This window comes from Flavimobilis soli, assembly GCF_002564025.1.
Classification (GTDB): Bacteria; Actinomycetota; Actinomycetes; order Actinomycetales; family Cellulomonadaceae; genus Flavimobilis; species Flavimobilis soli.
In genome coordinates, this window is record NZ_PDJH01000001.1 from 1,496,252 (window position 1) to 1,520,948 (window position 24,697).

Sequence of the window (24,697 nt, forward strand, 5' to 3'; positions counted from 1 at the left end):
CTCGCGTGGGCGGCCCTACCTCGCGTGGGCAGCCCTACCTCGCGTGGGCAGCCCTACCTCGCGTGGGAGCACCTGCCTCGACCGGGCCGGCACACCGCGAGACTGCTCGACCTCGGCGGACGGGCGCGGCGCTGCGAAGTCCCCGGCGGCGCAGCGAAGCCCCGGTGGCGTCGCGCGGCGCCGTGGGTAGGTTCGACGTATGGCTAGCGAAGCGCTCGTCCTGGAGGTGCCCGGGCCCGACGGCGGCCGCGAGGTCCGGCTGACGAGCCCGAGCCGTGTGCTGTGGCCGGAGCCCGGCCTCACGAAGCTCGACCTCGCGCGGTACGTGATCGACGTCGGCGACGCGTTCCTCGCCGCGAACGGCGACCGGCCGCTCTCCCTCCAGCGTTTCCCTGGTGGGGTCGACGGCGAGCAGTTCTTCTCGAAGAACCCGCCGAACGGTGCGCCGGACTACGTGCGGTCCGTCATGGTCACGTACCCGAGCGGCCGCACGCACCCGCAGCTCGTCGTCGACGAGGTCGCGACCGTCGTGTGGGCGGTGCAGATGAACACGGTCGTCTTCCACCCGTGGGCGTCGCGCGCAGGCGACCCGGACAACCCCGATCAGCTGCGGATCGACCTCGACCCGCAGCCCGGCACGGACTTCGCCGACGCGGTCCGTGCGGCGGTCGAGCTGCGCTCGGTCCTCTCCGAGGCAGGCCTGACGTCGTTCGTGAAGACGTCGGGCAACCGCGGGCTGCACGTGTTCGCGCCGGTCGAGCCGACCCACGAGTTTCTCGACGTGCGGCACGCGGTGATCGCGGCGTCGCGCGAGCTCGAGCGGCGCATGCCCGACGCCGTCACGACGGCGTGGTGGAAGGAGGAGCGCGGGGAGCGGATCTTCGTCGACTACAACCAGGCGAACCGGGACCGGACGATGGCGGGCGCGTACAGCCCGCGGCCGCTCCCCCACGCGCCGGTCTCGTGCCCCCTCGAGTGGGACGAGCTCGACGGCGCGCGCCCCGAGGACTTCACGATCACGACCGTGCCCGAGCGGCTGCGCGACGTCGGCGACCCGTGGGCGCGCATGGGCGAGGAGCCCGGCACGATCGACGTGCTGCTCGGCTGGTGGGAGCGCGACCTGGGCGAGGGGCTCGGCGAGCTGCCGTTCCCGCCCGACTTCCCGAAGATGCCCGGCGAGCCGCCTCGTGTGCAGCCGAGCCGCGCCCGCAAGCCCGACGCTGCCCCGCACGCAGGCTCCGGCTCCTGAGTCCAGCCTCCTCCATGCGAGGCAGGCCACCCGCGAGGGAGGGGTCTGCACGCGAGGTAGGGCCCTCCACGCGAGGTAGGGCCCTAGGAGCACCTACGTCGCGTACACGCCCCTACCTCGGCGCGCGTACGGCGCGGGGTGCGCCACGGGGGCGCGCGCGGAACGAGCGCTCAGGCCTCTTCGCCCTCGCGGATGTGCCGGGTGATCCACGGCGTCACGAGGAAGAACATGCCCGCGATCGCGAGGGTGACGACGCCGATCGTGCCGAAGTACGACGCATAGTTGTTCGCGAGGTCGTCGGTCGCGGAGACGAGCTGCGCGGTGATCGCCTGGCCGGCGGACGGCGCGAGGAACCACAGCGCCATCGCCTGGGAGCGGAAGGCAGCGGGGGCGAGGAGCGTCGTCGCGGCAAGGCCGACGGGCGAGAGGAACAGCTCGCCGATCGTCTGGATCGCGTACGTGCCGACGAGCACGCCAGAGCCGACCTTCGCGTCGCCCGCGAGCGCCGTCATCACCGCGAGGAACACGAACGACAGGGCGGCGAGCGCGAGGCCGATGCCGAACTTGTGTGCGGTCGACGGGCCGCGCTCCGCGAGCTTGCTCCACACTCCTGCGAAGACGGGCGCGAACAGGATGATGATGAGCGGGTTCACCGACTGGAAGAACGCCGGCTCGATCGTCCACCACAGGAACGACAGGTCGGTCTTGTCCTCGGCGAACGCGGACAACGAGCTCGCGGCCTGCTCGTTGATCATCCAGAACAGCATCGCCGCGATGAACAGCGGGATGTACGCGAGGACGCGCTTGCGCTCGGGCGCGGTGACCTTGGGCGAGCGCAGCATGACGATGAAGTACGCGATGGGTGCGGCGAACGCGAGGTAGGAGATCGTGTCGACGACGCCCTCGGTGCCGAAGGCCGAGCCGTTGCCCCGCCAGCTCGCGACGCCCCATGCGGCGAGCGCCGAGAGGGCGATCAGCCCGAGGATGCCGACGCCGCCGCGCGCGAGCGCCGGGCGCTCCTCGCGGGTGATCGGGTTGTCGACGTGGTCCCCGGCCCCGTACAGCGCCTTGCGGCCGAGCACGAAGAACACGAGCGCGAAGGCCATGCCGATCGCGGCGACGAGGAAGCCCGCGTGGTAGCCGCCCCAGCTGCGGGCGGCCCCGACGAGGATCGGGGAGAAGAACGACCCGAGGTTGATGCCCATGTAGAAGATCGAGAAGCCGCCGTCGCGGCGGGCGTCACCGCGCTCGTACAGGTCGCCGACCATGCTCGACACGTTCGGCTTGAGCAGTCCCGTACCCACGGCGACGGAGATGATGCCCGCGAACGCCGTCGGCGCTCCGCCCGGCACGGCCAGCAGGACGTGACCGGTCGCGATGATCAGGCCGCCGTAGAGCGTCGCCCTGCGCGCACCGATGACGCGGTCGGCGAGCCATCCGCCGACGACGGAGAGCAGGTACACCGAGGCGCCGTAGATCGAGGTGATCGCGACGCCGGTCGAGCGGTCGATCCCGAGCCCGCCGTTGGCGAGGGTGTCGGTGATGAAGTACAGCAGGATGGCGCGCATCCCGTAGTAGCTGAACCGCTCCCACAGCTCGGTGCCGAAGAGCGTCATCAGTCCGAGCGGGTGCCCGAAGAATCGGTGGTCCTGCGACCGCGCCGACGGGGTGCTCGGCGTCGACCCGGTGGCGCTCGTCGCGCTCATGGGGGTGTCCTTCCGGTGGGGGGTGCGCTCGCCGCGGGTGGTCGGGCGAGAAGCCGCCTCCTATTGTCCCGCCGTCTCACGGAAGCGGCCGCCCCAAGGGTCCTATCGTCGCGCTTCTCACATGGTGTGCAGCGCCGAGCAGGGCGGACGTGCGAGCCATAAGATCGATGCCTGGTGTGCCGGGAAGCCTGGTCGGCGTTCTCTCGGAGACCCTCCGTGAGATCTGCGCTGCTTCCCGGAGGTCACATGACGCACGCCCCAGCACACGCCCCGTCACGCTTTCGCACGTGGATCTCGCGCGAGACGACGGGCGGCGCGCTCCTCATCGCCGCCGCCGCCGTCGCACTCGGGTGGGCGAACTCCCCGTGGCGCGACTCCTACGACGCCGTCTCGTCGACCGTCGTAGGCCCTGCCGCGTGGCACCTCGACCTGTCGCTCGCCGCGTGGGCCGCTGACGGCCTCCTGGCGGTCTTCTTCCTCACCGTCGGCCTCGAGCTCAAGCGTGAGATCGTCGTCGGCGCGCTCCGCGACCCGCGCAGCGCGGCCGTGCCCGTCGTGGCTGCCGTCGGCGGCATGGCTGTCCCCGCGCTCGTCTACCTCGCGGTGGTCCTCGGTGCGGGGAACGACGCCGCAACCGGCGGCTGGGCCATCCCGACGGCGACCGACATCGCGTTCGCGCTCGCCGTCCTGGCCGTGTTCGGTCGCGGCCTGCCCGTCGCGATCCGCACGTTCCTGCTGACGCTCGCGGTCGTCGACGACCTGCTTGCGATCATCGTGATCGCGGTCTTCTACACGGGCTCCGTGTCGCTCGGGGCGCTCGGTCTCGCGCTCCTGAGCGTCGTCGCGTTCGGCGCGCTCGCCCGGTCTCCGTACGCGCACCCGTGGCTGCTCGCGCCGCTCGGTGTCGCGGCGTGGGTCCTCATGCACGCCTCGGGCGTGCACGCGACGATTGCGGGTGTGCTGCTGGGCCTGACCGTCCCGGCGCGCGCCATGGACGGCGAGCCGGACGACCGTGCCCACCGGTACGAGCACGCGGTGCGCCCGTGGTCGACGGCGCTCGCGCTGCCGATCTTCGCGTTCTTCTCCGCTGGCGTCACGCTCGGCGGCGGCACCGACGGCGCTGCCGGGGCGTCCGCCGTCTTCCTCGCCGTCACGCTCGGTCTCGTCCTCGGGAAGGTCACGGGCGTCCTCGGAAGCGTGGCGCTCGTGACGCGGCTGAGCCGCCTGCGCCTGCCTGACGGCGTCGGCATGCGCGACCTCCTGCCGGTCGGCCTGCTCGCGGGGATCGGCTTCACCGTGTCCCTGCTCATCACCGAGCTCTCGTTCGACGACGACGCCATGACGGCGGCCGCCAAGGCCGCCGTCATGGCGGGTACGGCGATCTCGGCGGTCGCGGCGGCGCTGCTCCTCGTGTGGGACTCGCGCCGGGCACGAGGGACCGACATGAACGAGGACGGGATCCCTGACTCCCCCCAGCCCACGATCGCCGAGGCTGACGACCACGTCTGAGACGTGGCGGCCGCCGCGCGGGCGCGCTCCGCAGCTCGTCCCGCGCGGCGGCCGCGTCGGTCAGGCAGAGGCGCCGACGAGCGTCGGGTAGTCGGTGTACCCCTCGGCGGTGGCGCCGTAGAACGTCGCCGGGTCGGGCGTGTTCTCGGGAGCGCCCGTGGACCAGCGGGCGACGAGGTCCGGGTTGGCGATGAGCGGGCGACCGACGGCGACGGCGTCGGCGTACGCGAGAGCCGCGACGGCGTCCTCCCGCGTCGTCGGGACGGCGAAGCCCGTGTTGCCGATGAGCACACCGTCGAACCGGGAGCGCAGTCCCTGGACGAGCTCGCCGCCGACGTCGTGGTGCAGGACGCTCAGGTAGGCGAGGCCGAGCCCGCCGATGCCGTCGAGGAGCGCGCCGTAGGTGGCGCGGACGTCGTCGGCGTCGGTCTCGAGGGCGCCCTGGATGTTGTGCTCGGGCGAGATGCGGATGCCGGTGCGGCCAGCGCCGATCGCCTCGGCGACGGCCTGGGTCACCTCGACGACAAAGCGCGCGCGGTTCTCGGGGCTGCCGCCGTACTGGTCGTCGCGGACGTTCGAGGCGGGCGAGAGGAACTCGTGCAGCAGGTAGCCGTTAGCGGAGTGGATCTCGACGCCGTCGAACCCGGCGCGGATCGCGTTGCGCGCGCCCGCGACCATCGCGGCCTTGGTCGTCTCGATCTCCTCGAGCGTCAGGGCGTGCGGGACAGGGAACGGCTGCTTGCCCTTGGGGGTGCGGGCCTCGCCGTCGATCGCGACGGCGCTCGGGCCGACGACGCGGCTCGTGCCGTTGATCTCCGTGTGGCTCACGCGGCCGGAGTGCATGAGCTGCATGAAGATGAGCCCGCCCTCGGCGTGGACGGCGTCGGTGACCTTGCGCCACGCGGCGACCTGCTCGTCGGTCTCGATGCCGGGCTGGCCGGGGAACGCCTTCGACTCCTGCAGCGGATAGGTGCCCTCGGAGACGATCAGGCCGACGCTCGCGCGCTGGCGGTAGTACTCGACGGCGAGCTCGCCGTGGACGCCCCGCTCGTCAGCGCGCGTGCGCGTGAGCGGAGCCATGGTGATGCGGTTCGCGAGCGTGAAGTCCCCGATGGTGATCGGGGCGAACAGGTCGGCGGGTGCATCGGTGCGCGCGGAAGTAGTCATGCGCGGCGCAACCCCGTGGGCACCCCCAGACATTCCGTCCCACGCCCCTGACAGGCCCCTTTGTGGCGAGGGTCACGACGCGCGCTGGCCCCGACCCGCAGCGCAGGGCGCGCCCATCGCCGCCTTGGTGACGATGGGCGCGCCCCAGCAATGGGCCGGCGGGCGGTCAGTTCCGCAGGAAGAGCACGATCAGCGTGATCACGACGGCGAGCGCCGCCAGGATCGCGAGCGTCACCTTGACCGGCGAGTAGGGGCGCTTGCCGATGACCTCACCGGTGGTCGCGTTGACCATGACCTGCCACTGCTTGCCCGCGTACATGTACGTCATGATCCAGACGGGCAGCAGCAGGAGCGTGAACATGACGTTGGCGTAGGCGGTCTGCAGCGAGTGGACCCGCTGCTCGTCGCCGCCGATGTCCTTCTCGACATCCTTGCGGATCGGGCCGGCCATCTTCTGCTTGGCCTTCTCGAGGCCCGCGGCCGGGTCGACGTCGTAGCTCACCGTCGAGTAGCCCGCGAGGTATCCGGGCTGGAACGGCACGATGCTCGCGGTGTCCCACGGCGTCAGGTCGTCGAGCTGCTTCTCCGAGAGGGTCGTCGTGCCGACGACGAGGACGTCGTCGAACCGGCGCTTCGTCGTGCCGCGCGCGCTGTACCAGCGCACCTCGCGGGTGCGCTCCTCGCCTTCGCCCTCCCAGTACTCCTCGCCGCGCTGGCCGGTGTAGTCGGTCGTGGTGTCGGCGTCGAACGCCCAGTGCGGGACGTACGTGCCGCGCAGCGCCTCCGTGCCGTTGACGTCCTTGAGCGCGTTCGGCGCGAGCCAGCGCGACTGCACCCACTTGACGACGGCGGCCTGCGCGGCCGAGCTGTCGAGCGCAAACGGCAGGACCCCCGACGGCGCGACCGTGCCCTCGACGGCGCTCACGGCGACGAGGTGCCCCGCGCAGAACTGGCAGCTGTCGGACAGGTTGGCGCTCTGCATCTGCGCGCCGCAGCCGTCGCAGCGCAGCGTCCGCAGGACGCTCGCGGCGACGGGGCTCTGGCCTGCGTTCTCGCGTGCCCACGCCTCGTACGCCTGCTCGACGACGTGCCCGGCGTCGGCGATCTCCACCTGGCTCATGCAGGTGCACCGCAGGTACGACGTGCCCGGCGCGTAGGCGAGCTGCGAGCCGCAGCTCGTGCAGCGCGTCGCCATGAGCTCGGCGATCGCAGGCTCTGGCGCAGGGCCCGTCGTCGTCGGGTCCTGGATCGGGTCGCTCACGGGTCAGGCTCCCGGGAGCGGCGGCGGCGTCGAGCCGAGGAGGTGGGACAGCGCCGGGACGTCACGGGCGGGCGTCCAGGCGGCCATGCCGTCCTGCCACACGAGGGTCTCGGCGGTGACCTTGCCGGCGAGCTGCGCGGCGGGGACGGGGCCCTGCTGCGCGCCCGCGGCGTCGGCGTAGTACCAGGGCGTGCCACCGGGCAGCGGCGGCGGAGCCGCGGGCGCGGTGGGCGTGCCGGGCGTCGTCGCGGCGGCGGCTGCGGCGCCCATCGACGCGGCCATCGCCTGACCCATCGCGAGCCCCATGCCCATGCCCATCCCCTCGCCGGAGCCGCCGGGGTTGTTCGCGGCGTCCTCGATCGCGTTGGCGGTCTGGAACTTCGTGTACTGGTCGAGGTTGCCGAGCACCGACATCTGGGTGCGCTTGTCGAGCGCCTCCTCGACCTCGGGCGGCAGGGAGATGTTCTCGATGACGAACTTCGTGATCGCGACGCCGTACTCCGCGAGGGAGGTCGTCAGCTCGCGCGCGAGCGTCGCGCCGAGCGTGTGCTGGCTCGCCGCGATGTCGAGCGCGGCGATGTTGGCGGCGCCGATGGCCGGGCCGAGGTGGGAGACGACGTTCTGGCGGAAGTACTCGCCGATCTCCTCGGTGCGGAAGTTCGGGTCGGTTCCGACGAGCTGGCGCAGCAGCGCGGACGGGTCGGTGACCTGGAGCGCGTACGTGCCGAAGCCGCGCAGGCGCACGACGCCGAACTCCGGGTCGCGCATCATGATGGGGTTCTGCGTGCCCCACTTGAAGTCGGTGAACTGGCGCGTGGAGACGAAGTAGACCTCGGCCTTGAACGGCGAGTTGAAGCCGTACTTCCAGCCCTTGAGGGTCGAGAGGATCGGGATGTTCTGGGTCTCGAGGGTGTACGTGCCGGGACCGAAGACGTCGGCGAGCTGGCCCTCGTTCTCGAAGACCGCGACCTGGCCCTCGCGGACGATGAGCTTGGCGCCGTTCTTGATCTCGTTGCCCTGGCGCGGGAAGCGCCACACGATCGTGTCGCGACTGTCATCGAGGAACTCGATGATATCGATGAGCTGTCCGCGCAGCTTCTCCATGAACGACATGTGATCTCCGTGTCTCTCCGTGGCGGCGTGCCTGGTCACCGCCGTGGCGGCCCTGCGCACGCCACAAGAACCGTACCGGGCGCTCGACGGCACGTCACCGAGCGTGGGGCTGAAACGGGCAGTCGCCGTGGGTGAAATGGCAGCTCCGGGACGGGCGTGGGCCCAGCGACACGGTGACCTGCGCGCGGAGAATGCAGAAGCCCGGCCCCACGATGTGGGACCGGGCTCCTGGTGGCGGTAGCGGTGGGATTTGAACCCACGGTGGACTTTCACCCACACACGCTTTCGAGGCGTGCTCCTTAGGCCGCTCGGACACGCTACCTCGCCGAGAAGCGTACCTTCCAAAGGGCCGATCGTCGAAATCGGCGCAGTTCCGGGCCCCTCGCAGGGCTCCGAGCCCGCTCGGGTCGGGACGACGGGTCACCCGGGTCGTTACCCCTCACCCGGACAAACCGCCCCAAAGAACCCTGCATGGTGGCGGGCCGCCGGTCCTAGCGTGTCCAGGTCGGCACGCTCGGCGGAGCGCACCACGTGCCGCAACGAGGGGAACGCACATGAGCAAGACCACGGCCGTAGGCCTGTGCAACACCGACGACATGAACGTCGTCCACGCGATGTTCCGCCACCTCCTGCAGCGGGCCGTCCCGCTCGTGGGGGAGATCCGCCCGGGCGACAGGGACCGGGCGGCGATCGTCGTCGCGCACGTCAGGGAGATCGCGCACGGCCTGCACGACCACCACTCCACGGAGGACACGCTCCTGTGGGACGACCTGGCGGCACGCGCTCCGGCGTGCGCGCTCCACGTCGATCTCATGCGGTCGCAGCACGCGACGGTCGCGCAACAGCTCGTCCGCCTCGAGGCTCCGCTCGCGGAGCTCGAGGCCACCGCGAGCGCGACCGCACGGGACGACGCCGCAGAGGCGCTCGACCAGGTTCGGGTGACGCTCGAGGAGCACCTGGGCGCCGAGGAGGAGCAGATCCGCGCGTGGGTCCGGACGACCTTCACGCAGGACGAGTGGGACGTCCTGGGCCAGGTGGCGCGGAGCAAGATCCCGAAGGAGCGGATGTTCGTCCAGCTCGGGCACATGATGGCGCCGATGTCCGACGACGAGGCTCGCGCGTGGGTGCGCGCGAACCTTCCGCTGCCGGCCCGGCTGATGTACCTGCTGGTCGGGCGCCGCCAGTACCTCGCCGAGCTGCGGACGCTGTACCCGGAGGGCGTGCCCGCCTGACGCGGCTGTTCTCGGGGAGCGGGCCGGGGTGCGCCGGCGGTCGTCATGTCCGGCGGCGCACGCCGGCCCTTGCCAGTGTGGTTGCCCGGGGTTCATGACTCGCTGGCGGGCGCCGATGGTTCGAAGGGGCGCCTGTGCGCCCTGGCTCGCCCGACCGGTCGCGCCGCACCACGAGAGAACGGGCACCATGACCCTCCCGACCTCCGTGCCCCGCCCTGGCGGGGCGCGCTCGCGCATCATCCTCGTACTGGGGGCAGCGTTCCTGTCCGCCTCGCTCGTCGCCGCGCCGACCGCGAGCGCGGGCGCCGTCCCGGCTGCGACGACGGCGGCCACGAACGTCACCGCCAGCACGACGCCGGACGTCGCCTACGCGGAGGCTGTCGCGGCGCGCAAGGCGCTCGACAAGTCGATCAAGTCGGCCAAGAAGAGCGTGACCGGCTCGAAGGCGAAGTTCCTGTCGAAGAAGGACCGTAAGGTCGTCTCGAAGGCGCTGCCGACGGCCACGAAGGCTCGTGCCAAGGCTGTGAAGCAGATCAGCAAGACGAGCGCGGCGTCGTCGCAGCGGGCCACCAAGGCCCTGACGAAGGCGCGCACCGTCCTGCTGAAGAAGACGAAGCGCCAGCGCTCTCTCGTCTCGTCGCGTTCCGCGGCGTACTCGAAGTTCTCGAAGGCGCTGACGGCGACGAAGAAGGCTCTCGCGGCCGAGAAGAAGCTCTCGAACGGCTCGAAGGCCAAGAAGCTGACGTCGGCGGAGAAGAAGTCGCTGAAGTCGCTGCGCTCGAAGGCGACGAAGGCTCGCACCGCTGCGCTCAAGAAGCGCAAGGCGACCAGCGCGACGGCGACCACCAAGGCTGCCAAGTCGCTGAGCGCCGCGGCGAAGGCTCTTCAGAAGAAGGTCGACTCCGTCAACAAGCGCCTGAAGCAGTCATCAACAACGAACAAGAACGTGGATGTATGGGGCGGGTTTCTGTGCACCCGCGGCTACTCGTACTACTCCTATGACCCGAAGCTCGGCTGGACGCTGACGGCCGCAATCAAGGACGCCAAGTCGCACCGCTGTGGAGTCTTCTACGAGTTCCGCCAGAACGGCAAGAAGATCCAGCTCTACTGACCCACCCCACGAACACCGCCCGGCTCACGCGAGCCGGGCGGTGTTTCTCCGCTGACAACAACACGCACCAGGAGCAGTACCCATGGCAACCGACACGACTGCCGCCGAGAACGGCTGCGCGTGCCGCGCGCGGGTCGCGCCCGCGCCAGGATGGGAGTCCGGTCACAACGTCTCCCGCGTCACGGCGCGCCCGGCGACGTCGTCGTAGCGTGGTCGGGTGACCTCGACCGCCCTCCTCGACACCCGCGCGGCGCTCGCGCCTGACGTGGCCGAGCTCGTCGCGCTCGTGCGCGGACGCCGCACCGCCGTGCTCACGGGCGCGGGCCTGTCGACGGACTCGGGGATCCCGGACTACCGCGGACCCGGATCGGCGCCCCGCAACCCGATGACCTATCAGCAGTTCACGGGCGACCCGGCGTTCCGGCGGCACTACTGGGCGCGCAACCACGTCGGGTGGCGCCACATGGCCGCCACGCGCCCCAACGACGGGCACCGCGCGCTGGCCGCGCTCGAGCGAGCGGGTGCCGTGTCGGGCGTCGTGACGCAGAACGTCGATACCCTCCACCGCCGCGCCGGCTCGCAGAACCTCGTCGACCTGCACGGCTCGTACGACCGGGTGCGCTGCCTGGCCTGCGGGTACACCGTTTCACGTGAATCACTCGACGTCCGGCTGACCGCGCTCAACCCTGGTTTCCGGGAGGCGCAGGGCGTCGTCGACGACATCGAGATCGCGCCCGACGCCGACGCCGTCGTCGAGTCGACCGCCTCCTTCGTGGTCGCCGACTGCGAGCGCTGCGGCGGCATGCTCAAGCCCGACATCGTCTACTTCGGCGAGACGGTCCCGCGCGAGAAGGTCGCGCGGAGCTACGAGATCGTCGACGACGCCGACGTCCTGCTCGTCGCCGGCTCGTCCCTCACCGTCCACTCGGGGTTGCGGTACGCCCGGCACGCCGTGCGCAGCGGCAAGCCGCTCGCGATCATCAACCGCGGCGCCACGCGCGCCGACGACATCGCGACCGTCCGCCTCGACGCCGGCACGAGCGAGACCCTCACCGCGCTGCTGCCCCACCTCCTCCCGACGCCGCCGCGCCCCGCGGGCTGACTCCTCTCCGAGCGCGGTCGCCCCGACCTGGGAGGATCGGACCATGACGACCGCACCGCTCGACCAGATCGCCGGCTTCGCCAACCTGCGCGACGTCGCCGGCTACCGCGTCGGCTCCACGACCGTCCGTCCGCACGCCCTCCTGCGCTCGGACGCGCCGTCGTCCCTCGACGACGCTGCAGCGACGGCCCTGCGCGACGTCGGCCTCGTCGCCGTGATCGATCTGCGCGACGAGCGCGAGCAGCAGACGGCCCCGTCGCAGTTCGCCGACCACGGCTTCACCGTGTCGCACCTGCCGATCTTCGACTCGTCCGCGCACGCGCTCGTGCAGCCCGAGATCGGCCTCACCCAGCTTTACCGGCACATGGTCGAGGGCTGCGCGACGACGCTCACGGCCGCCGTCCGCTCCGTCGCGACGGCCGCGCCCGGGGCCGTCCTCGTGCACTGCACCGCAGGCAAGGACCGCACGGGCATCACGGTCGCCCTCGCGCTGCGCGCGATCGGCGTCTCGCGTGACGACGTCGTCGCGAACTACGTCCAGACCGAGGCCCGGCTGCGTGGGCCGTGGCTCGACGCGCAGATGGTGCGCCTCGTCGCCTTCCTCGGCGACGAGCGCGCGCACGAGTTCGTCGACCTGCTCGTCGGCAGCCCGGCCGAGGCGATCGAGACCGCGCTCGACGCCGTCGAGCAGGGCTCCTCCGAGCGCACGCTCCCCTACCTGCGCGCGCACGGCATGACCGACGACGAGCTCAAGGCTCTCGAGGCCCGCCTCCTCGGCTGAGCCGCGCGCCCGACGACGCCGCGCGGCTCGGGCGCCGCGCCCGTCAGCCGCGACGCGACGCGAAGAACTCCCGCAGCAGCCCCTCGCACTCCGCCGCGCGCACGCCCGGCCGCACCTCGACCGTGTGCAGCGCGCGCGGGTCACGCACGAGGTCCCACTTCGAGCCCGTCGCGCCCGCCTTGTCGTCCCACGCCCCCAGCACGAGCCGCGGCACCCGTGCCGCCATGATCGCGCCCGCGCACATGACGCACGGCTCGAGCGTCACGACGAGCGTGCAGCCGTCGAGGCGCCACGTCCCCAGCGCCTCCGCCGCAGCGCGCAGGGCCACCACCTCGGCGTGCGCCGTCGGGTCCCCCGACGCCTCCCGCTCGTTGTGCCCGCGCCCCACGACCTGCCCCGACGCGTCGACGACGACGGCGCCCACCGGCACGTCGTGCGTCGCGAGCGCGAGGTGCGCCTCCGCGAGGGCGAGACCCATCGCCTCGTCCCACCGTCCGTCGTCGTGCATGGACTCATGGTCGCAGACGAAGTCACAGCCCAGGGCGGTCCGCGGCGACCCCGCGAGCGGTACGGTTGACCCATGCGCCTGCACGTAGCCGACCACCCGCTCGTCGCCCACAAGCTCACCGTCCTGCGTGACAAGAACACGGCCTCGCCGAACTTCCGGCTCCTGGTCGACGAGCTCGTGACCCTCCTCGCCTACGAGGCCACCCGTGAGGTGCGCACCGAGGACGCGCCCATCACGACCCCGGTCACCGACACGGTCGGCACGAAGATCGCAGACCCGCAGCCGATCGTCGTCCCGATCCTGCGCGCGGGCCTCGGCATGCTCGAGGGCATGACCCGCCTCATCCCGACCGCCGAGGTGGGCTTCCTCGGCATGCAGCGCGACGAGGAGACGCTCGAGGCGATCACCTACGCCAACCGCCTCCCCGATGACCTGTCCGGTCGCCAGTGCTTCCTGCTCGACCCGATGCTCGCCACCGGTGGCACGCTCGTCGCGTCGATCAACTACCTGCTCGACCGTGGCGCGCGCGACGTCACCGCCGTCTGCCTGCTCGCCGCACCCGAGGGCCTCAAGGTCCTCGAGGAGGCCATCGGTGACCGCGCCGACGTGACCGTCGTCGTCGCCGCCGTCGACGAGCGCCTCGACGAGAACGCCTACATCGTCCCCGGCCTCGGCGACGCGGGCGACCGCCTCTACGGCATCGTCTGAGCCGACGCCCCCTCCCGCTCGGCGCAGTCGAGCTGAGGACCGCACGACAGAGCCCCTGACCGCGAACGGTCAGGGGCTCTGCTGCGTCACGGGTGGAACAGTGCTCGCTCGACCTGGAGGCTCGTGAGGCTCGTCAGGGACACGGGGCTCTGCACCTCGATGACACCCTCTCCCGAACCGAGCACGACCGGGCCAGCGGGATGGGCGATCTCGACGCGTGCGGGCACCCACACGGTGCCGCCGCCCTGCTCGACCGTCGCACGGACCGGCACCTCGATGCGGAGCTGCGACCCGGGCGAGAGCACGGGAAGCGCACAGACGACCGTGCGCCCGTCGACGCCGCACAGCTCGTCGTTCATCGTCGGCTGCGCGTCGAGCTCGATGAGCTCGGGGAGCTCGACGACGGCCCTCGCGCCGCTCACGGACCGGCCGTTGCCGGTCACGACGAAGCCCAGCGTGCCGGGGTCGGTCGGCTCGTACTGAGCGGGGCGCGGCAGGAAGACGTCCTCCGACGCGATCGTCACCCCGAGGAGCGGCGCGGGCCAGTACAGCGCGGTGGTCAACGAGTCGGCGTCCGGACCCCACGAGAGCTCGCTCTTGCCGAGCTCTCGCGTGCCCGTGTACGCGGGCAGGTCCAGTCGCACCCAGTCACGGAGACCGCGCGGGTTGCCCGGCAGGTCCTCCGTGACGCACTCGAGCGTGCGCTCCGGCGAGTCGAGCAGGTCGCACGTCCAGCCCTCCGCCCCCGGAGAGAGCGCGCCACCGCGCTCCGCAGACCAGTCAGCCCCCTCGGGGAGGGTCACGCGCACCAACGCGGGCGTCGAGGTCTCGCCCGCGTTCGTCACCTCGACGCCCAGGTAGCCGGTCCCGCCAGCCACGAGGGCGCTGTCGTCGAGCACACGCGCCTGCACGTCCGCCGGGGCCGGCTCGACCGCGACCTGCAGCGTCATCGTCGTCGAGCCGCCAGCCGTCGTCACGCGCGCCGAGACGCTGAGCTCGGACATGTTGTACGCGTCGAGCATGAGGTCGATCGTGGTCGAGACCTCACCGCCCGCGGCGATGTCCGGGACCGTACAGACGACAGAGGTCTCCGTCGTCGAGCACGACCACGTCGTGGTCTCCGCGGCGGCCTCGCTGATCGCGGCCGCGACGCGCGCGCTGAAGGTCTGAGGCGCGAACGCGAACAAGGTCGGGAACGCGAGCCGGGTGCGCGCCGCGGCTGGAGCCGCCTTGACCGGGCTGTCGCTCAGACCGACGCCCGTGACGTAGACGCCCTGCGGGAGCGTGAGCTCCACCTCGATGTCCGTGGCCGTCTGCGGCGCGGTGTTCGACACCGAGAACGTCACGGACGCCGTGCCGAGGGCCCTCAGCTGGGAGATCGCGAGCCGCAGCGCGGTCGGCGCGACCGGCTCGTCCGACGGCTCCTCGGCCTCGTTGGTCGACGTCGGCGACGGCGACGGCGTGGGCGTGGGTGCCGCGGACCGCGTCGGGCTGGGCGTGGGCTCCGTGGTCGGCTCGTCCGTCGGCTCCGGAGCGGGCTCGTCGGACGGATCGTCGGTCGGCTCGTCAGACGGCTCGTCGCCGGGCTCGCCGGACGGGTCCGCCGTGGGCCCCGTGCCGCCCGTCGGCTCGGACGACGGTCCGTCGCCCGAGGCAGGCGGCACGAGCGGCCCGTCCGGCGGAGCCGCGGACTCCGTGGACTCCGGCGTCGGCTCCTCCTCCGGGTCGTCCGCGACCGGGACGGGAGTCGCGACCGGCGGTGAGGTCGGCTGCTGCAGGGTCTCCGCGCCACCGGAGAGGGGACGGGCCGGGATGACCGGGCTGCCACCGGACGAGAACGCGACGACAGCGGCCACGAGGCCACCAACGACGACGAAGCCTGCGGCGAGCAGCACACCGACCGGGACCTGGGCGAGCGCCGCCAGCACTCCAGCCGTGGGAGCTGCGGCCGCGCCACCAGGGACGACCCCGGCAGCGGTGCCCGCACCGTTGACCGGCGCACCTGCGGCACGGCCGAGGACCGCCGCGGCGTCGGCCTGGGACGCGGCCAGACCTTCCGTGCCCGCCGCGGCACCTGCACCGGCAGCACCCACGGCAGGCACCGCACCACCGAGGGGGAGCAGGCCGAGCGCACCGAGGCCGAGCGTGCCGAGGACGAGCGGGGCGACGACGGCGCGCATCCCCTGCGCGAGGTCGCCCAGCTCGAGGGCGGCGGCGCGGCAGACCGCGCACTGGTCGAGGTGCGCCTCGACCCGCGTCGTCTCGCGACGCGCAAGACCGCCGCGCGCGTACGACCCGAGCTGCTCGTTGATCGCCCGGCAGTCGTCCGCGACGCCAGCAGTGGTGAGGTGGGCCTGCAGGTAGGCCTGGCGCAGCCCTTCGCGCGCGCGGTACGCGAGCGCCGAGACGCCGTTCGCCGACATGCCGAGCGCTGGCGCGACCGCCGCCGGGGTCTGCTGCTCGATGTCCAGGTACCAGAGCACCGTGCGCCAGCGCTCCGGAAGGGACTCGAACGCGCGCGCGACGGTGCGGTCCTCGAAGCCCTGGAGCATCGGCTCCTCGGTGGACGCGAGCGGCCCGACGACCGAGTCGAACACGTCGACGTCGTCCGTCGCTGTCGTGCGCCGCGCTTTCTCGAGCGCCTCGACCGCCCGGCGCCGGACGACCGTGAACAGGTACGCGCGGAACGCGACGTCCGGGCCCTTGCCCGCGCGGAGCACCCCGAGGACCTTCTCGAAGGCGCCCGCGACGACGTCGTCCGCGTCAGTCGCCGGCACGTACCGCTGCGCGACCCTGCGCGCCGCCTCGGCATGCCGCTCGTAGAGCGCGCCAAAGGCAGCCGTGTCGCCCTGTCGCACGGCTGTGATCAGCTCGGCGTCACTCGCGATCCCCTCCGGGACGCGCGTCACGTCACTCATGTGGCTTCCCCGCCCATCTGCGGTGATCACACCGCACCAGAGGAATAGTGCCATGCAACATGCCGCACGGGGCACCCCGCAGCATCTTCCAAACTGGTCACGAAGAGTCGCGTCATAGTCACCGAGCTCGCCCCTCTCATCAGTCGTGACGGACGTGACCGAGCCCTTCGACCCGCAGGAAGCCCTCCTGCGGAGCTGGCGCACGGCCTCGCTCACCACCGTCTGGCGGCACGGCGACGACTGGGCCCACCCGGCCGCCGAGGCCCTCGTCGAGGCCCTCGAGACGGGAGTCGACCCCACCCCCGCCGCGCACCGGCTGGGCGCCGCGCGCGCCGAGCGCGGCAGCGACATGGCCGAGACCCTCGACGACCTCGGCTGCCTCTTCGACACGCTGGGCTTCGACGCGCCGCTCGAGGTCACGCGCGCGGTCGCCGTCGGCTGGGCCGAGTCCCAGGAGACGACGGCCGCGACGCAGTCCTCGACCGACCCGCTCACCGGACTGCGCACAGCCGCATACCTGACGGCACGCCTCGAGGAGACGTACACCGCCGCGACCCCCGAGACCGGGTGGTGCCTGCTCGTGCTCGACGTCGCGACCGAGGGCGGCCACCGCCTCGACCAGATCCGCGTCGGCGCGCTCGTCGGCGCCGCCCTCGCTCGCATGCTCGGCCGCTACCACCCGGCTGCCCAGCTCCGCCCCGGTCTCTTCGCGATCATGACCCGGCGCGACGACGCGCTGCCCGCGACCGTCGAGGACATCCGGACGCTCATCGCAGGCCTCACGAGCGTCGTCGGCCCCCGGTCCATGCGCGCGCCCGCGCGCCTGTGGGTTGAGCGTCTTCCCGACGACCCCGCGAGCTGTGCGGGACTGCTGAGCTCCTTGCGGAGCTAGATTCGGGGGAATTTCCGCAAGGCACGCCACGGGGCCCTGGCACGCGCCAGGGCCCCGTGGCATCCCTCGTACATGCACCCGCTGCGGCGGGCGCGCCCGGTCAGGCCGGGTCGTAGGTGAGGCAGTCCGCGTGGTGCGTGCCGCCAGCGCCGATCCGGACGGACTCGGCGTTGCACTCGAGGTGGTCGTTGTGGCTGCACTCGACGCGCTGGCACGCCCCGACGGAGGCGACGACGCGCGAGAGCCCGCCCTTGAGGTCGAGCGGGATGAAGGTGGCGCAGGACGCGTCGCCCGCGTTCCCGGCGATCGTGATCGCGGCCGCGTGGCAGCCGTCGTGGTTGTAGGAACAGCCAGCGATCGTGCACTCGCTGACGGGAGGCATCTCCAGCATCGCGCTCATGGTCTTCTCCGCGTCTGTCCGATGGTCACCTGTCGGCTCTTGTTGCTGACCATAGGGCTGCGGCGGCGCGTTGTACAGAGAGGTAAGCCTCACCAGAACCGCGGAATCATGCGGTTATTAGGGCATCGCGACGTTGCGGAATGCGCCGGGGATCTGACAGTCAGGAGCGCGGGCGCCAGACGACGAGCGCGCCCGACGTGCGGACGCGGGCCTGCCGCTTGCCGCGGGGCAGGGCGACGATGTCACCGGTCGGGTCTGCCGCGAACACGCGGTGCCCGGCCTCGGTCATGGTCGTCAGGGCGCGCAGCCGCTCGCGGAGGGCGTGCACCTCGTCCTGCAGGTCGAGGATGCGCATGATGCCCGCGAGGTTGATGCCCTCCTCCTGGCTGAGCTGCTGCACGGTGCGCAGCCGCTCGACGTCGCGCGCGCTGTAACGCCGCCCGCGCCCGGGCGTGCGGCTCGGGACGACCAGCCCGAGGCGGTCGTACTGGCGCAGCGTCTGCGGGTGCATCCCGGCAAGCTCGGCGGCTTGCGAGATCGGGAAGATCGGGCGGTCGGCGACGTCCATCAGACCCTCCGTGCGGTCATTCCTGCGCGCGGGCCAGGAGGTCCGCGCGAACGTTGCGGCCCTCGTCCGCGGTCGCCTTCGCGAAGGCCTCGACGGCCTTGCGGGCGGCCGTGTCGAGCTTCTGCGGCACCACGACGTTGACGGTGACGAGCAGGTCGCCGGTAGCCTTCGCGGTCTTCACACCACGTCCCTTGACGCGCAGCGTCCTGCCCGACGGCGTGCCCGCCGGGACCTTGACGCGCACGGTCTGCCCGTCGAGGGTCGGGACGTCGATCGTCGCGCCGAGCGCGGCCTCGTCGAACGTGACGGGCAGGGTCATGCGCAGGTTCGTGCCGTCGACCGTGTAGACGGGGTGCGGCGTGACCTTGACGGTGATGTTGAGGTCGCCCGCCGGGGCGCCGCCGGTGCCGGGGCGGCCCTTGCCGCGCAGGCGGATCTTCTGGCCGTCGCGCACCCCCGCGGGGATGCGGGTCGTGACGTTGCGGCCCTCGACGTCGAGGGAGACGGTCGCGCCCTCGACGGCGGAGCGGAAGGACAGCGTGGTCGTCGCGTTGATGTCGGCACCCTGCTGGGCGCGCGCGCCGCGGAAACCCGCGGGGCCGCGGCCGCCACCGAAGAGGCCGCCGAGGATGTCCTCGAAGCCGCCGCCCGTCGAGGTGTTGGCTCCCGGGAACGGCGTCGTGCGGGTACCGCCACCACCGCCGAACATGCCGCCGAAGAGGTCCTCGAAGCCGCCGGCGCTGCCGGCGCCGCCGGGCCCCGCGGCGAAGCGAGCGCCACCGCCCATCGCGCGCACGGCGTCGTACTGGCGCCGCTGCTCCGGGTCGGAGAGGACGGCGTAGGCCTCACCGATCTCCTTGAAGCGTGACTCCGCCTTCGCGTCGCCGGCGTTCTGGTCCGGGTGGTACTGGCGCGCGAGCTTGCGGTAGGCCTTCTTGATCGCAGCCGCGTCAGCGTCCTTGGAGACGCCGAGGCTCGCGTAGAAGTCCTTCTCGAGCCAGTCCTGTCCGGTCAACAGCGGTCACTTCCTTCGTTCATGTCTGTGCTGAGGGTACGGCCTGCGCCGCGGCCGAGCCGCGGCGCAGGCCGTCACCGATCCGTCGTGCTGTCAGTGCTGCGGTCCGACGACGGCCACCCGAGCGGCGCGCACGACACGCTCGCCGATCTTGTAGCCCGGCTCGACGACGAACTTCACGGTCGTCGTCTGCGCCTCCGCGGACTCCTCGTGCATCAGCGCGTCGTGGAAGTTGGGGTCGAACTCGTCCCCGACCTCGCCGAAGCGTGCGATCTCGAACTTGGCCAGAGTCCCGTCGAGCTTGTCGGCGATGGCCGCGAACGGCCCCTCGAGCTCGCCGGCCTGCCTGGCCCGGTCGATGTCGTCGAGCACGGGGAGCAGCGAGGAGAGCACATCCTCGATGCCCTTGGTGCGAGCCGCCTCCTGGTCACGCAGGGCCCGGTTGCGGTAGTTCGTGAAGCTCGCGCGCTCCCGCAGCAGGTCCTCGAGGCGCTCGTCGGCGACCTTCTGGGCCGCGGCGAGCGCGTCGTCCTGGAGGGACGACGCGTCGTCAGGCACCTGAACGTCGGCGTCCGCGTCAGCGGGCGTCTCGGCGGGCGTCTCGCGCGGCTCGCCCGTCTCCGGGTCGATCCGACGCTTGTCCGTGAACTCGAAGGGGGACTCGGTCACTTGGACTCATCCTCGTCGACGATCTCGGCATCGACGACGTCGTCGTCGGACGACGTCTCCTCGGCCGCCGGGGCGCCCTCGGCGCCCTCGGTCTGCTGCTGGGCGTAGAGCGCCTCGCCGATCTTCTGGGCGACCGTGCTCAGGTGCTCCTGCTTCGCCTTGACCTCGGCGACGTCGTCGCCCTCGAGAGCCTTCTTGAGCTCCTCGACAGCCTCGCCGACCTCCTTCTTGACGTCGTCCGAGAGCTTCTCGTCGTTGTCCTTGAGGAGCTTCTCGGTCGAGTACGCGAAGGCCTCGGCCTGGTTGCGGGTCTCCGCCTCCTCGCGACGCTTCTTGTCCTCGGCGGCGTGCTCCTCCGCCTCGCGGACCATGCGCTCGATGTCCTCCTTGGGGAGGGCCGAGCCGCCGGTGATCGTCATCGACTGCTCCTTGCCCGTGCCGCGGTCCTTGGCGGACACGTGCACGATGCCGTTCGCGTCGATGTCGAAAGCGACCTCGATCTGCGGCACGCCGCGCGGAGCGGGGGCGATGCCGGTGAGCTCGAAGGTGCCGAGCGGCTTGTTGTCGCGGGCGAACTCGCGCTCACCCTGGAAGACCTGGATCAGCACGGACGGCTGGTTGTCCTCCGCCGTCGAGAAGACCTCGGAGCGCTTCGTCGGGATGGCCGTGTTGCGCTCGATGAGCTTCGTCATGACGCCGCCCTTGGTCTCGATGCCGAGGCTCAGGGGGGTGACGTCGATGAGGAGGACGTCCTTGCGCTCACCCTTGATGACACCGGCCTGCAGCGCGGCGCCGACGGCGACGACCTCGTCCGGGTTGACGCCCTTGTTGGGCTCCTTGCCGCCCGTGAGCTCCTTGACGACCTCGGTCACCGCGGGCATGCGGGTCGAACCACCGACGAGGACCACGTGGTCGATGTCGTTGACCGAGATGCCGGCGTCGCGGATGACCGCGTGGAACGGCGCCTTGGTGCGGTCGATGAGGTCCTGCGTCATCTGCTGGAACTGAGCACGCGTGAGCTTCGTGTCCAGGTGGATGGGGCCGTTCTCGCTCATCGAGAGGTACTGCATGGAGATGTTGGTGCTCGTCGCGGACGAGAGCTCCTTCTTCGCCTGCTCGGCAGCCTCACGCAGACGCTGGAGCGCGATCTTGTCCTTGGACAGGTCGACGCCCGAGCTGTTCTTGACCTCCTTGATGAGGTGCTCGACGATCCGGTTGTCCCAGTCGTCACCGCCGAGGCGGTTGTCACCGGAGGTCGCGCGGACCTGGATCGTGGAGAACTCGTCCTCGTCCTTGCCCACCTCGAGCAGGGAGACGTCGAAGGTACCGCCACCGAGGTCGAAGACGAGGATGAGCTCGTCCTCCTTGCCCTTCTCGAGGCCGTAGGCGAGCGCGGCCGCGGTCGGCTCGTTGACGATGCGCAGGACGTTGAGGCCGGCGATCTGGCCGGCGTCCTTCGTGGCCTGACGCTCGGCGTCGTTGAAGTAGGCGGGGACGGTGATGACCGCGTCGGTGACGGGCTCGCCCAGGTACTCCTCGGCGTCGCGCTTGAGCTTGCCGAGGACGCGGGCGGAGATCTCCTGGGCCGTGTACTTCTTGTCGTCGATCTCGGTGGACCAGTCGGTGCCCATGTGGCGCTTGACCGAGCTGATCGTGCGGTCGACGTTCGTGACGGCCTGGCGCTTGGCGATCTCACCGACGAGGACCTCGCCGGACTTGGAGAACGCGACGACCGACGGGGTGGTGCGCATGCCCTCGGCGTTGGCGATGACCGTGGGCTCGCCACCCTCGAGGACCGCGACGACGGAGTTGGTGGTGCCGAGGTCGATGCCGACTGCTCGTGCCATGGGTGATGCCTCCATGTAGTGGTGCGGTTGAGTCCGTTTCACTCAAGTCTGCGTCTTGAGCCTGAGGGGCGCAAGTCATGGCGGGTCAAACTTGAGTCTGTCTGGCTCAACCTTGTTGGCTGGTGGCCTATTCCCGCGCCACGCACGCCTCGTCGGGTGGACGAGCACCGGACAAGCTGGATCTCACTCGGGCCGGAGATCCGACCTCCGGCCCGACAGATCGCACAGATGCACAGGACTGCGCGTCTGGGCGATCGGTGACGGCACGGGGCCAAGGCGCGACGACAGATCGCCTGGGTGCACACGTGACGTGTGCACCCAGGCGATCAGTGGGCCAGGCGGCGCCAGGGCCGCAGCCGGGCCGGGCTGGCGCGGGTTAGATGAGCTCCACGCGGTCGGCCTGCGGGCCGCGGTCGCTCTGGCGGATGCCGAAGCTGACGCGGTCGCCCGGGTAGAGCGGCTCGTTGCCCCGGATGACCGAGAAGTGGACGAACAGGTCGTCACCGCCCGCGTCCGGGGTGATGAAGCCGAAGCCGCGGTCGGCGTCGTACCGCGCGACCGTGCCCTTGCCGCCGCGCACCGGCGCGCTCGAACGGCCCTGGCGGCCGCGGTCGAAGCCGCGGTCCGAGCCGAAGCCACCGCGCGAGCCACGCCCGCGAGCGCCACCCACGATCTGCACGTTGCGGGCGTTCGGCCCGCGGTCGCCCTCGACGACGTCGAAGGTCACGCGCGCACCCTCCGGGAGCTCCGTGAGGCCGTGGCCGAGCGCCTTGGCGTGGACGAAGATGTCGTCGCCGCCCGCGTCGGGTGCGATGAAGCCGAAGCCCTTGGCGTCGTCGTACCAGGAGACGGTGCCGTCGGCGCCGTCCGACGTCGAGCCCGCGGCTGCGGGCCCAACGCCGGCAGCGTCGGACGCGAGCGGGAGCAGGTGGTCCGCCTGCGGGCCCTTCTCACCGTCGACCACGAGGAACGCGACGCGCTGACCCTCGACGACCACGCCGCCGCCGACGATCGCGGAGCTGTGCACGAAGATCTCGCCGCGGCCGTCGTCCGGGTCGACGAAGCCGTAGCCCTTGCTGGGCTCGTACCAGGCGACCGTGCCGAGGATGCCGAGCTGGGCGTCCTGGGACCAGTCGCCCGTGACGCGCACCTGCCGGGCCTGCGGCCCGCGGCTGCCCTCGCCCACCTCGTACTCGACGACCTGACCCTCGCGGAGCACGCGCGGGCCGTCGTCGTCGAGGATCTCGGACGCGTGCACGAACAGGTCCTCGCCACCGTCCCCGACGTCGATGAAGCCGAAACCTCGTTCAGCGTCGAACCAACGGACTGTTCCCTGCGGCACGTGTACTCCTCGTCAAAGCGATAGGTCTTCCCCCAGTGTCCCTGACCGACAGGCGTGGCGACACCTCCCGAGGTCGTGACGTCGGCCTCGAGGTCGATACCCAGACGGCACGACCTCACTCTCAAGCTCGCGACCTCGCCGAAAGGGGGCCCGGCGTCACAGCACGCGCGCGAGGTCCGCGAGCGCAGCGACCGGGTCAGGGCCGGCAGGGATGAACACGCTCGACGAGACGCCCGCCTCACCGAGCGAAGCGATACGGCCACGCACCTGGTCCGGCGTGCCAGCCAGCGCGAGCTCGGCCACCCACTCGTCCGGCAGCGCTGCGGCGAAGTCCGCGCGCGTGCCGCTCGCCGCGCGCACAGCGACGAGCTCGTCGCGGAACGGAAGGTCGGCGAGGTGCGTCGCCCAGTCAGGCTCGCCGATCCACTCGAGCGCGGGGCGGGCGAGAGCGATCGCGTCCGCGGCGTCGTCCGCGACCGCGCCGACGTTGTACGTGACGACCCGGTGCGGGCCGGCCGGGTCGATGAGGTCGAGGCTCGCGCGCACGTACTCCGGTGTCGCGGGCTCGGCGAGGATCGTGCCGTCGGCGATCCGCCCCGAGAGAGCGAGGGAGCGCGGGCCGCGCACCCCGAGCAAGAGACGTGGAACGACGTCGGGCACGACAGCGGGGTCGAGGCGCGTGCCCGCGCCCTCTTCTCCTGCGACGAGGGCGCGCACGGCGCGCACGCTTTCTTCGAGGAGCGCGAGCGGTCGCGCCGGCCACGTGCCGACCTCGCGCATCCAGCCCGGCAGGCCGTGGCCCATGCCGACGTCCACCCGGCCGGGGAACAGCGCAGCGAGCGTCGCGACCTCCATCGCCGTGAACGCGGGGTTGCGGACCGCGGCGGGCAGGATGCCGAGGCCGACGCGGATGCGCTCGGTCCAGGCGAGCACGGTCGCCGCCTGTGCGACACCACCGTGGAAGCCCAGGTCCTCGACGACCCACACCTCGTCGAAGCCGAGCTGCTCGGCGGTCGTGACGAACTCGCGGACCCGGTCGGCGCGCAGGTCGCGGGGGAGCATGACGGCGATGTCAGGGCGGTGGCTCATGCGGCGAGACTATCCCCCGGTCAGGACCCTGACCGGGCCCTCCTCCGCGGTGGGTCGCTCGAAGCCGTCGAGGTACCGCTCGGCAAGGTCAGGCGGGACGAGGACGTCGTCAGGTCCCGCGCCGCGGCGTCGGGCGAGACGCGCGAGGACGACGTCGCGCGCGACGTCGAGGAACCAGACGACAGGCACGACGCCGGTCGGCGCGAGCACCGTGCGGTAGCGGTCCCGCGAGGCGCGAGACCAGAAGGACGTGTCGACGACGACGTCGCGCCCGTCTGCGACGAGCGACAGCAGGCGCCCGGTGAGCCGGGCGTGCACCTCGTCGGCGACGTGCGGCGGGACCGGGTGCTCGCGGTGGCCTGCCTCCCACGCCGTCTGGTCGAAGGAGAGGAGCACGTAGCCGTCGCTCTCGAGCTCGCGTGCGAGCGTCGACTTGCCGGCGCCCGCGACGCCGCACACGAGGACGACCTGGTCACGACTCATGCGCCCACACTAGGGGCGCCCACGCGG

The 24,697-nt window shown here is 71.7% G+C and carries 23 protein-coding genes and 1 tRNA gene; 9 read left to right on the plus strand and 15 right to left on the minus strand.

Annotated features, from left to right (window positions below):
• The first annotated feature begins 199 nt into the window (after nucleotides 1–199).
• Nucleotides 200–1,249: a non-homologous end-joining DNA ligase gene (gene ligD, locus ATL41_RS06830; protein ID WP_098457806.1), complete on the plus strand. Its 1,050-nt coding sequence runs from the start codon at nucleotides 200–202 to the stop codon at nucleotides 1,247–1,249.
• Between the two features lie 170 nt (nucleotides 1,250–1,419).
• Here ligD and ATL41_RS06835 read toward each other — a convergent pair whose 3' ends face one another.
• Complete coding sequence (locus ATL41_RS06835) at nucleotides 1,420–2,955, minus strand: peptide MFS transporter (RefSeq protein ID WP_098457807.1); 1,536 nt, start codon at nucleotides 2,953–2,955, stop codon at nucleotides 1,420–1,422.
• A 246-nt stretch (nucleotides 2,956–3,201) separates the two neighbouring features.
• On the opposite strand from ATL41_RS06835, the gene nhaA reads away from it, so the two are divergent.
• Complete coding sequence (gene nhaA / locus ATL41_RS06840) at nucleotides 3,202–4,464, plus strand: Na+/H+ antiporter NhaA (protein ID WP_098457808.1); 1,263 nt, start codon at nucleotides 3,202–3,204, stop codon at nucleotides 4,462–4,464.
• Nucleotides 4,465–4,524: 60 nt separating this feature from the next.
• Here the strand turns inward: nhaA and ATL41_RS06845 are convergent, their stop codons facing one another.
• The 4 genes from ATL41_RS06845 to ATL41_RS06860 form a co-directional block, all read right to left on the minus strand.
• Nucleotides 4,525–5,631, minus strand: a complete 1,107-nt coding sequence (locus tag ATL41_RS06845) for an alkene reductase (protein ID WP_098457809.1) — start codon at nucleotides 5,629–5,631, stop codon at nucleotides 4,525–4,527.
• Between the two features lie 166 nt (nucleotides 5,632–5,797).
• Nucleotides 5,798–6,892, minus strand: coding sequence for a hypothetical protein (locus ATL41_RS06850; protein ID WP_219810366.1), 1,095 nt, complete (start codon nucleotides 6,890–6,892; stop codon nucleotides 5,798–5,800).
• A gap of 3 nt (nucleotides 6,893–6,895) precedes the next feature.
• A complete protein-coding gene (locus tag ATL41_RS06855; RefSeq protein WP_098457810.1) occupies nucleotides 6,896–8,005 on the minus strand; it encodes an SPFH domain-containing protein in 1,110 nt (369 codons plus the stop codon).
• Nucleotides 8,006–8,237: 232 nt separating this feature from the next.
• Nucleotides 8,238–8,327 (minus strand) — tRNA-Ser (locus ATL41_RS06860).
• A gap of 232 nt (nucleotides 8,328–8,559) precedes the next feature.
• Here ATL41_RS06860 and ATL41_RS06865 point away from each other — a divergent pair.
• The 5 genes from ATL41_RS06865 to ATL41_RS06880 all read left to right on the plus strand — a co-directional run bounded on the left by ATL41_RS06865 (nucleotide 8,560) and on the right by ATL41_RS06880 (nucleotide 12,231).
• Nucleotides 8,560–9,237, plus strand: coding sequence for a hemerythrin domain-containing protein (locus ATL41_RS06865; protein WP_098457811.1), 678 nt, complete (start codon nucleotides 8,560–8,562; stop codon nucleotides 9,235–9,237).
• A 187-nt stretch (nucleotides 9,238–9,424) separates the two neighbouring features.
• Nucleotides 9,425–10,348 carry a hypothetical protein gene (locus ATL41_RS06870; RefSeq protein ID WP_098457812.1) on the plus strand — a complete coding sequence of 308 codons (924 nt, stop codon included), beginning with the start codon at nucleotides 9,425–9,427 and terminating at the stop codon, nucleotides 10,346–10,348.
• Nucleotides 10,349–10,430: 82 nt separating this feature from the next.
• Complete coding sequence (locus ATL41_RS13595) at nucleotides 10,431–10,556, plus strand: hypothetical protein (RefSeq protein ID WP_281253862.1); 126 nt, start codon at nucleotides 10,431–10,433, stop codon at nucleotides 10,554–10,556.
• A 9-nt stretch (nucleotides 10,557–10,565) separates the two neighbouring features.
• Complete coding sequence (locus ATL41_RS06875; protein WP_098457813.1) at nucleotides 10,566–11,450, plus strand: NAD-dependent protein deacetylase; 885 nt, start codon at nucleotides 10,566–10,568, stop codon at nucleotides 11,448–11,450.
• Between the two features lie 43 nt (nucleotides 11,451–11,493).
• Nucleotides 11,494–12,231 carry a tyrosine-protein phosphatase gene (locus ATL41_RS06880; RefSeq protein ID WP_098457814.1) on the plus strand — a complete coding sequence of 246 codons (738 nt, stop codon included), beginning with the start codon at nucleotides 11,494–11,496 and terminating at the stop codon, nucleotides 12,229–12,231.
• 43 nt (nucleotides 12,232–12,274) lie between these two features.
• Here the strand turns inward: ATL41_RS06880 and ATL41_RS06885 are convergent, their stop codons facing one another.
• Entirely contained in the window at nucleotides 12,275–12,709 is a 435-nt protein-coding gene (locus ATL41_RS06885; protein WP_098458971.1) for a nucleoside deaminase, read from the minus strand.
• Nucleotides 12,710–12,811: 102 nt separating this feature from the next.
• Between ATL41_RS06885 and upp the strand changes: the two genes are divergently transcribed.
• Nucleotides 12,812–13,447, plus strand: coding sequence for a uracil phosphoribosyltransferase (gene upp / locus ATL41_RS06890; RefSeq protein ID WP_098457815.1), 636 nt, complete (start codon nucleotides 12,812–12,814; stop codon nucleotides 13,445–13,447).
• An 86-nt stretch (nucleotides 13,448–13,533) separates the two neighbouring features.
• Here the strand turns inward: upp and ATL41_RS06895 are convergent, their stop codons facing one another.
• Complete coding sequence (locus ATL41_RS06895; protein WP_169924508.1) at nucleotides 13,534–16,365, minus strand: sigma-70 family RNA polymerase sigma factor; 2,832 nt, start codon at nucleotides 16,363–16,365, stop codon at nucleotides 13,534–13,536.
• A gap of 145 nt (nucleotides 16,366–16,510) precedes the next feature.
• Here ATL41_RS06895 and ATL41_RS13160 point away from each other — a divergent pair, with 145 nt between their 5' ends.
• Nucleotides 16,511–17,257, plus strand: a complete 747-nt coding sequence (locus ATL41_RS13160; RefSeq protein WP_169924509.1) for a hypothetical protein — start codon at nucleotides 16,511–16,513, stop codon at nucleotides 17,255–17,257.
• Nucleotides 17,258–17,357: 100 nt separating this feature from the next.
• Here ATL41_RS13160 and ATL41_RS06905 read toward each other — a convergent pair whose 3' ends face one another.
• The 8 genes from ATL41_RS06905 to ATL41_RS06940 all read right to left on the minus strand — a co-directional run bounded on the left by ATL41_RS06905 (nucleotide 17,358) and on the right by ATL41_RS06940 (nucleotide 24,670).
• Nucleotides 17,358–17,657 (minus strand): DUF1540 domain-containing protein, encoded by a 300-nt coding sequence (locus tag ATL41_RS06905; protein WP_098457818.1) that lies wholly within the window; start codon nucleotides 17,655–17,657, stop codon nucleotides 17,358–17,360.
• 160 nt (nucleotides 17,658–17,817) lie between these two features.
• Nucleotides 17,818–18,225: a heat shock protein transcriptional repressor HspR gene (locus ATL41_RS06910; RefSeq protein ID WP_098457819.1), complete on the minus strand. Its 408-nt coding sequence runs from the start codon at nucleotides 18,223–18,225 to the stop codon at nucleotides 17,818–17,820.
• Nucleotides 18,226–18,241: 16 nt separating this feature from the next.
• Nucleotides 18,242–19,240 (minus strand): DnaJ C-terminal domain-containing protein, encoded by a 999-nt coding sequence (locus ATL41_RS06915; protein WP_098457820.1) that lies wholly within the window; start codon nucleotides 19,238–19,240, stop codon nucleotides 18,242–18,244.
• A 93-nt stretch (nucleotides 19,241–19,333) separates the two neighbouring features.
• On the minus strand, nucleotides 19,334–19,909 hold the full coding sequence (locus tag ATL41_RS06920) for a nucleotide exchange factor GrpE (RefSeq protein ID WP_098457821.1): 576 nt from the start codon (nucleotides 19,907–19,909) through the stop codon (nucleotides 19,334–19,336).
• Nucleotides 19,906–21,756 carry a molecular chaperone DnaK gene (gene dnaK, locus ATL41_RS06925; protein ID WP_098457822.1) on the minus strand — a complete coding sequence of 617 codons (1,851 nt, stop codon included), beginning with the start codon at nucleotides 21,754–21,756 and terminating at the stop codon, nucleotides 19,906–19,908. Before dnaK ends, ATL41_RS06920 begins: the two co-directional genes overlap by 4 nt.
• 376 nt (nucleotides 21,757–22,132) lie before the next feature.
• Nucleotides 22,133–23,098, minus strand: coding sequence for a cold-shock protein (locus tag ATL41_RS13600; RefSeq protein WP_098457823.1), 966 nt, complete (start codon nucleotides 23,096–23,098; stop codon nucleotides 22,133–22,135).
• A gap of 156 nt (nucleotides 23,099–23,254) precedes the next feature.
• Nucleotides 23,255–24,187: an LLM class flavin-dependent oxidoreductase gene (locus ATL41_RS06935; protein ID WP_098457824.1), complete on the minus strand. Its 933-nt coding sequence runs from the start codon at nucleotides 24,185–24,187 to the stop codon at nucleotides 23,255–23,257.
• A 9-nt stretch (nucleotides 24,188–24,196) separates the two neighbouring features.
• Nucleotides 24,197–24,670, minus strand: a complete 474-nt coding sequence (locus tag ATL41_RS06940; RefSeq protein ID WP_098457825.1) for a P-loop nucleotide/nucleoside kinase family protein — start codon at nucleotides 24,668–24,670, stop codon at nucleotides 24,197–24,199.
• Between the last annotated feature and the right edge of the window lie 27 nt (nucleotides 24,671–24,697).

What these genes read in the sequence shown, in the direction of transcription:
- ligD (WP_098457806.1), top strand. Translation starts at nt 200, where the DNA reads ATGGCTAGCGAAGCGCTCGTCCTGGAGGTGCCCGGGCCCGACGGCGGC.
- ATL41_RS06835 (WP_098457807.1), bottom strand. Translation starts at nt 2,955, where the DNA reads ATGAGCGCGACGAGCGCCACCGGGTCGACGCCGAGCACCCCGTCGGCG.
- nhaA (WP_098457808.1), top strand. Translation starts at nt 3,202, where the DNA reads ATGACGCACGCCCCAGCACACGCCCCGTCACGCTTTCGCACGTGGATC.
- ATL41_RS06845 (WP_098457809.1), bottom strand. Translation starts at nt 5,631, where the DNA reads ATGACTACTTCCGCGCGCACCGATGCACCCGCCGACCTGTTCGCCCCG.
- ATL41_RS06855 (WP_098457810.1), bottom strand. Translation starts at nt 8,005, where the DNA reads ATGTCGTTCATGGAGAAGCTGCGCGGACAGCTCATCGATATCATCGAG.
- ATL41_RS06865 (WP_098457811.1), top strand. Translation starts at nt 8,560, where the DNA reads ATGAGCAAGACCACGGCCGTAGGCCTGTGCAACACCGACGACATGAAC.
- ATL41_RS06870 (WP_098457812.1), top strand. Translation starts at nt 9,425, where the DNA reads ATGACCCTCCCGACCTCCGTGCCCCGCCCTGGCGGGGCGCGCTCGCGC.
- ATL41_RS13595 (WP_281253862.1), top strand. Translation starts at nt 10,431, where the DNA reads ATGGCAACCGACACGACTGCCGCCGAGAACGGCTGCGCGTGCCGCGCG.
- ATL41_RS06880 (WP_098457814.1), top strand. Translation starts at nt 11,494, where the DNA reads ATGACGACCGCACCGCTCGACCAGATCGCCGGCTTCGCCAACCTGCGC.
- ATL41_RS06885 (WP_098458971.1), bottom strand. Translation starts at nt 12,709, where the DNA reads ATGGGTCTCGCCCTCGCGGAGGCGCACCTCGCGCTCGCGACGCACGAC.
- upp (WP_098457815.1), top strand. Translation starts at nt 12,812, where the DNA reads ATGCGCCTGCACGTAGCCGACCACCCGCTCGTCGCCCACAAGCTCACC.
- ATL41_RS06895 (WP_169924508.1), bottom strand. Translation starts at nt 16,365, where the DNA reads ATGAGTGACGTGACGCGCGTCCCGGAGGGGATCGCGAGTGACGCCGAG.
- ATL41_RS06905 (WP_098457818.1), bottom strand. Translation starts at nt 17,657, where the DNA reads ATGAGCGCGATGCTGGAGATGCCTCCCGTCAGCGAGTGCACGATCGCT.
- ATL41_RS06910 (WP_098457819.1), bottom strand. Translation starts at nt 18,225, where the DNA reads ATGGACGTCGCCGACCGCCCGATCTTCCCGATCTCGCAAGCCGCCGAG.
- dnaK (WP_098457822.1), bottom strand. Translation starts at nt 21,756, where the DNA reads ATGGCACGAGCAGTCGGCATCGACCTCGGCACCACCAACTCCGTCGTC.
- ATL41_RS06935 (WP_098457824.1), bottom strand. Translation starts at nt 24,187, where the DNA reads ATGAGCCACCGCCCTGACATCGCCGTCATGCTCCCCCGCGACCTGCGC.
- ATL41_RS06940 (WP_098457825.1), bottom strand. Translation starts at nt 24,670, where the DNA reads ATGAGTCGTGACCAGGTCGTCCTCGTGTGCGGCGTCGCGGGCGCCGGC.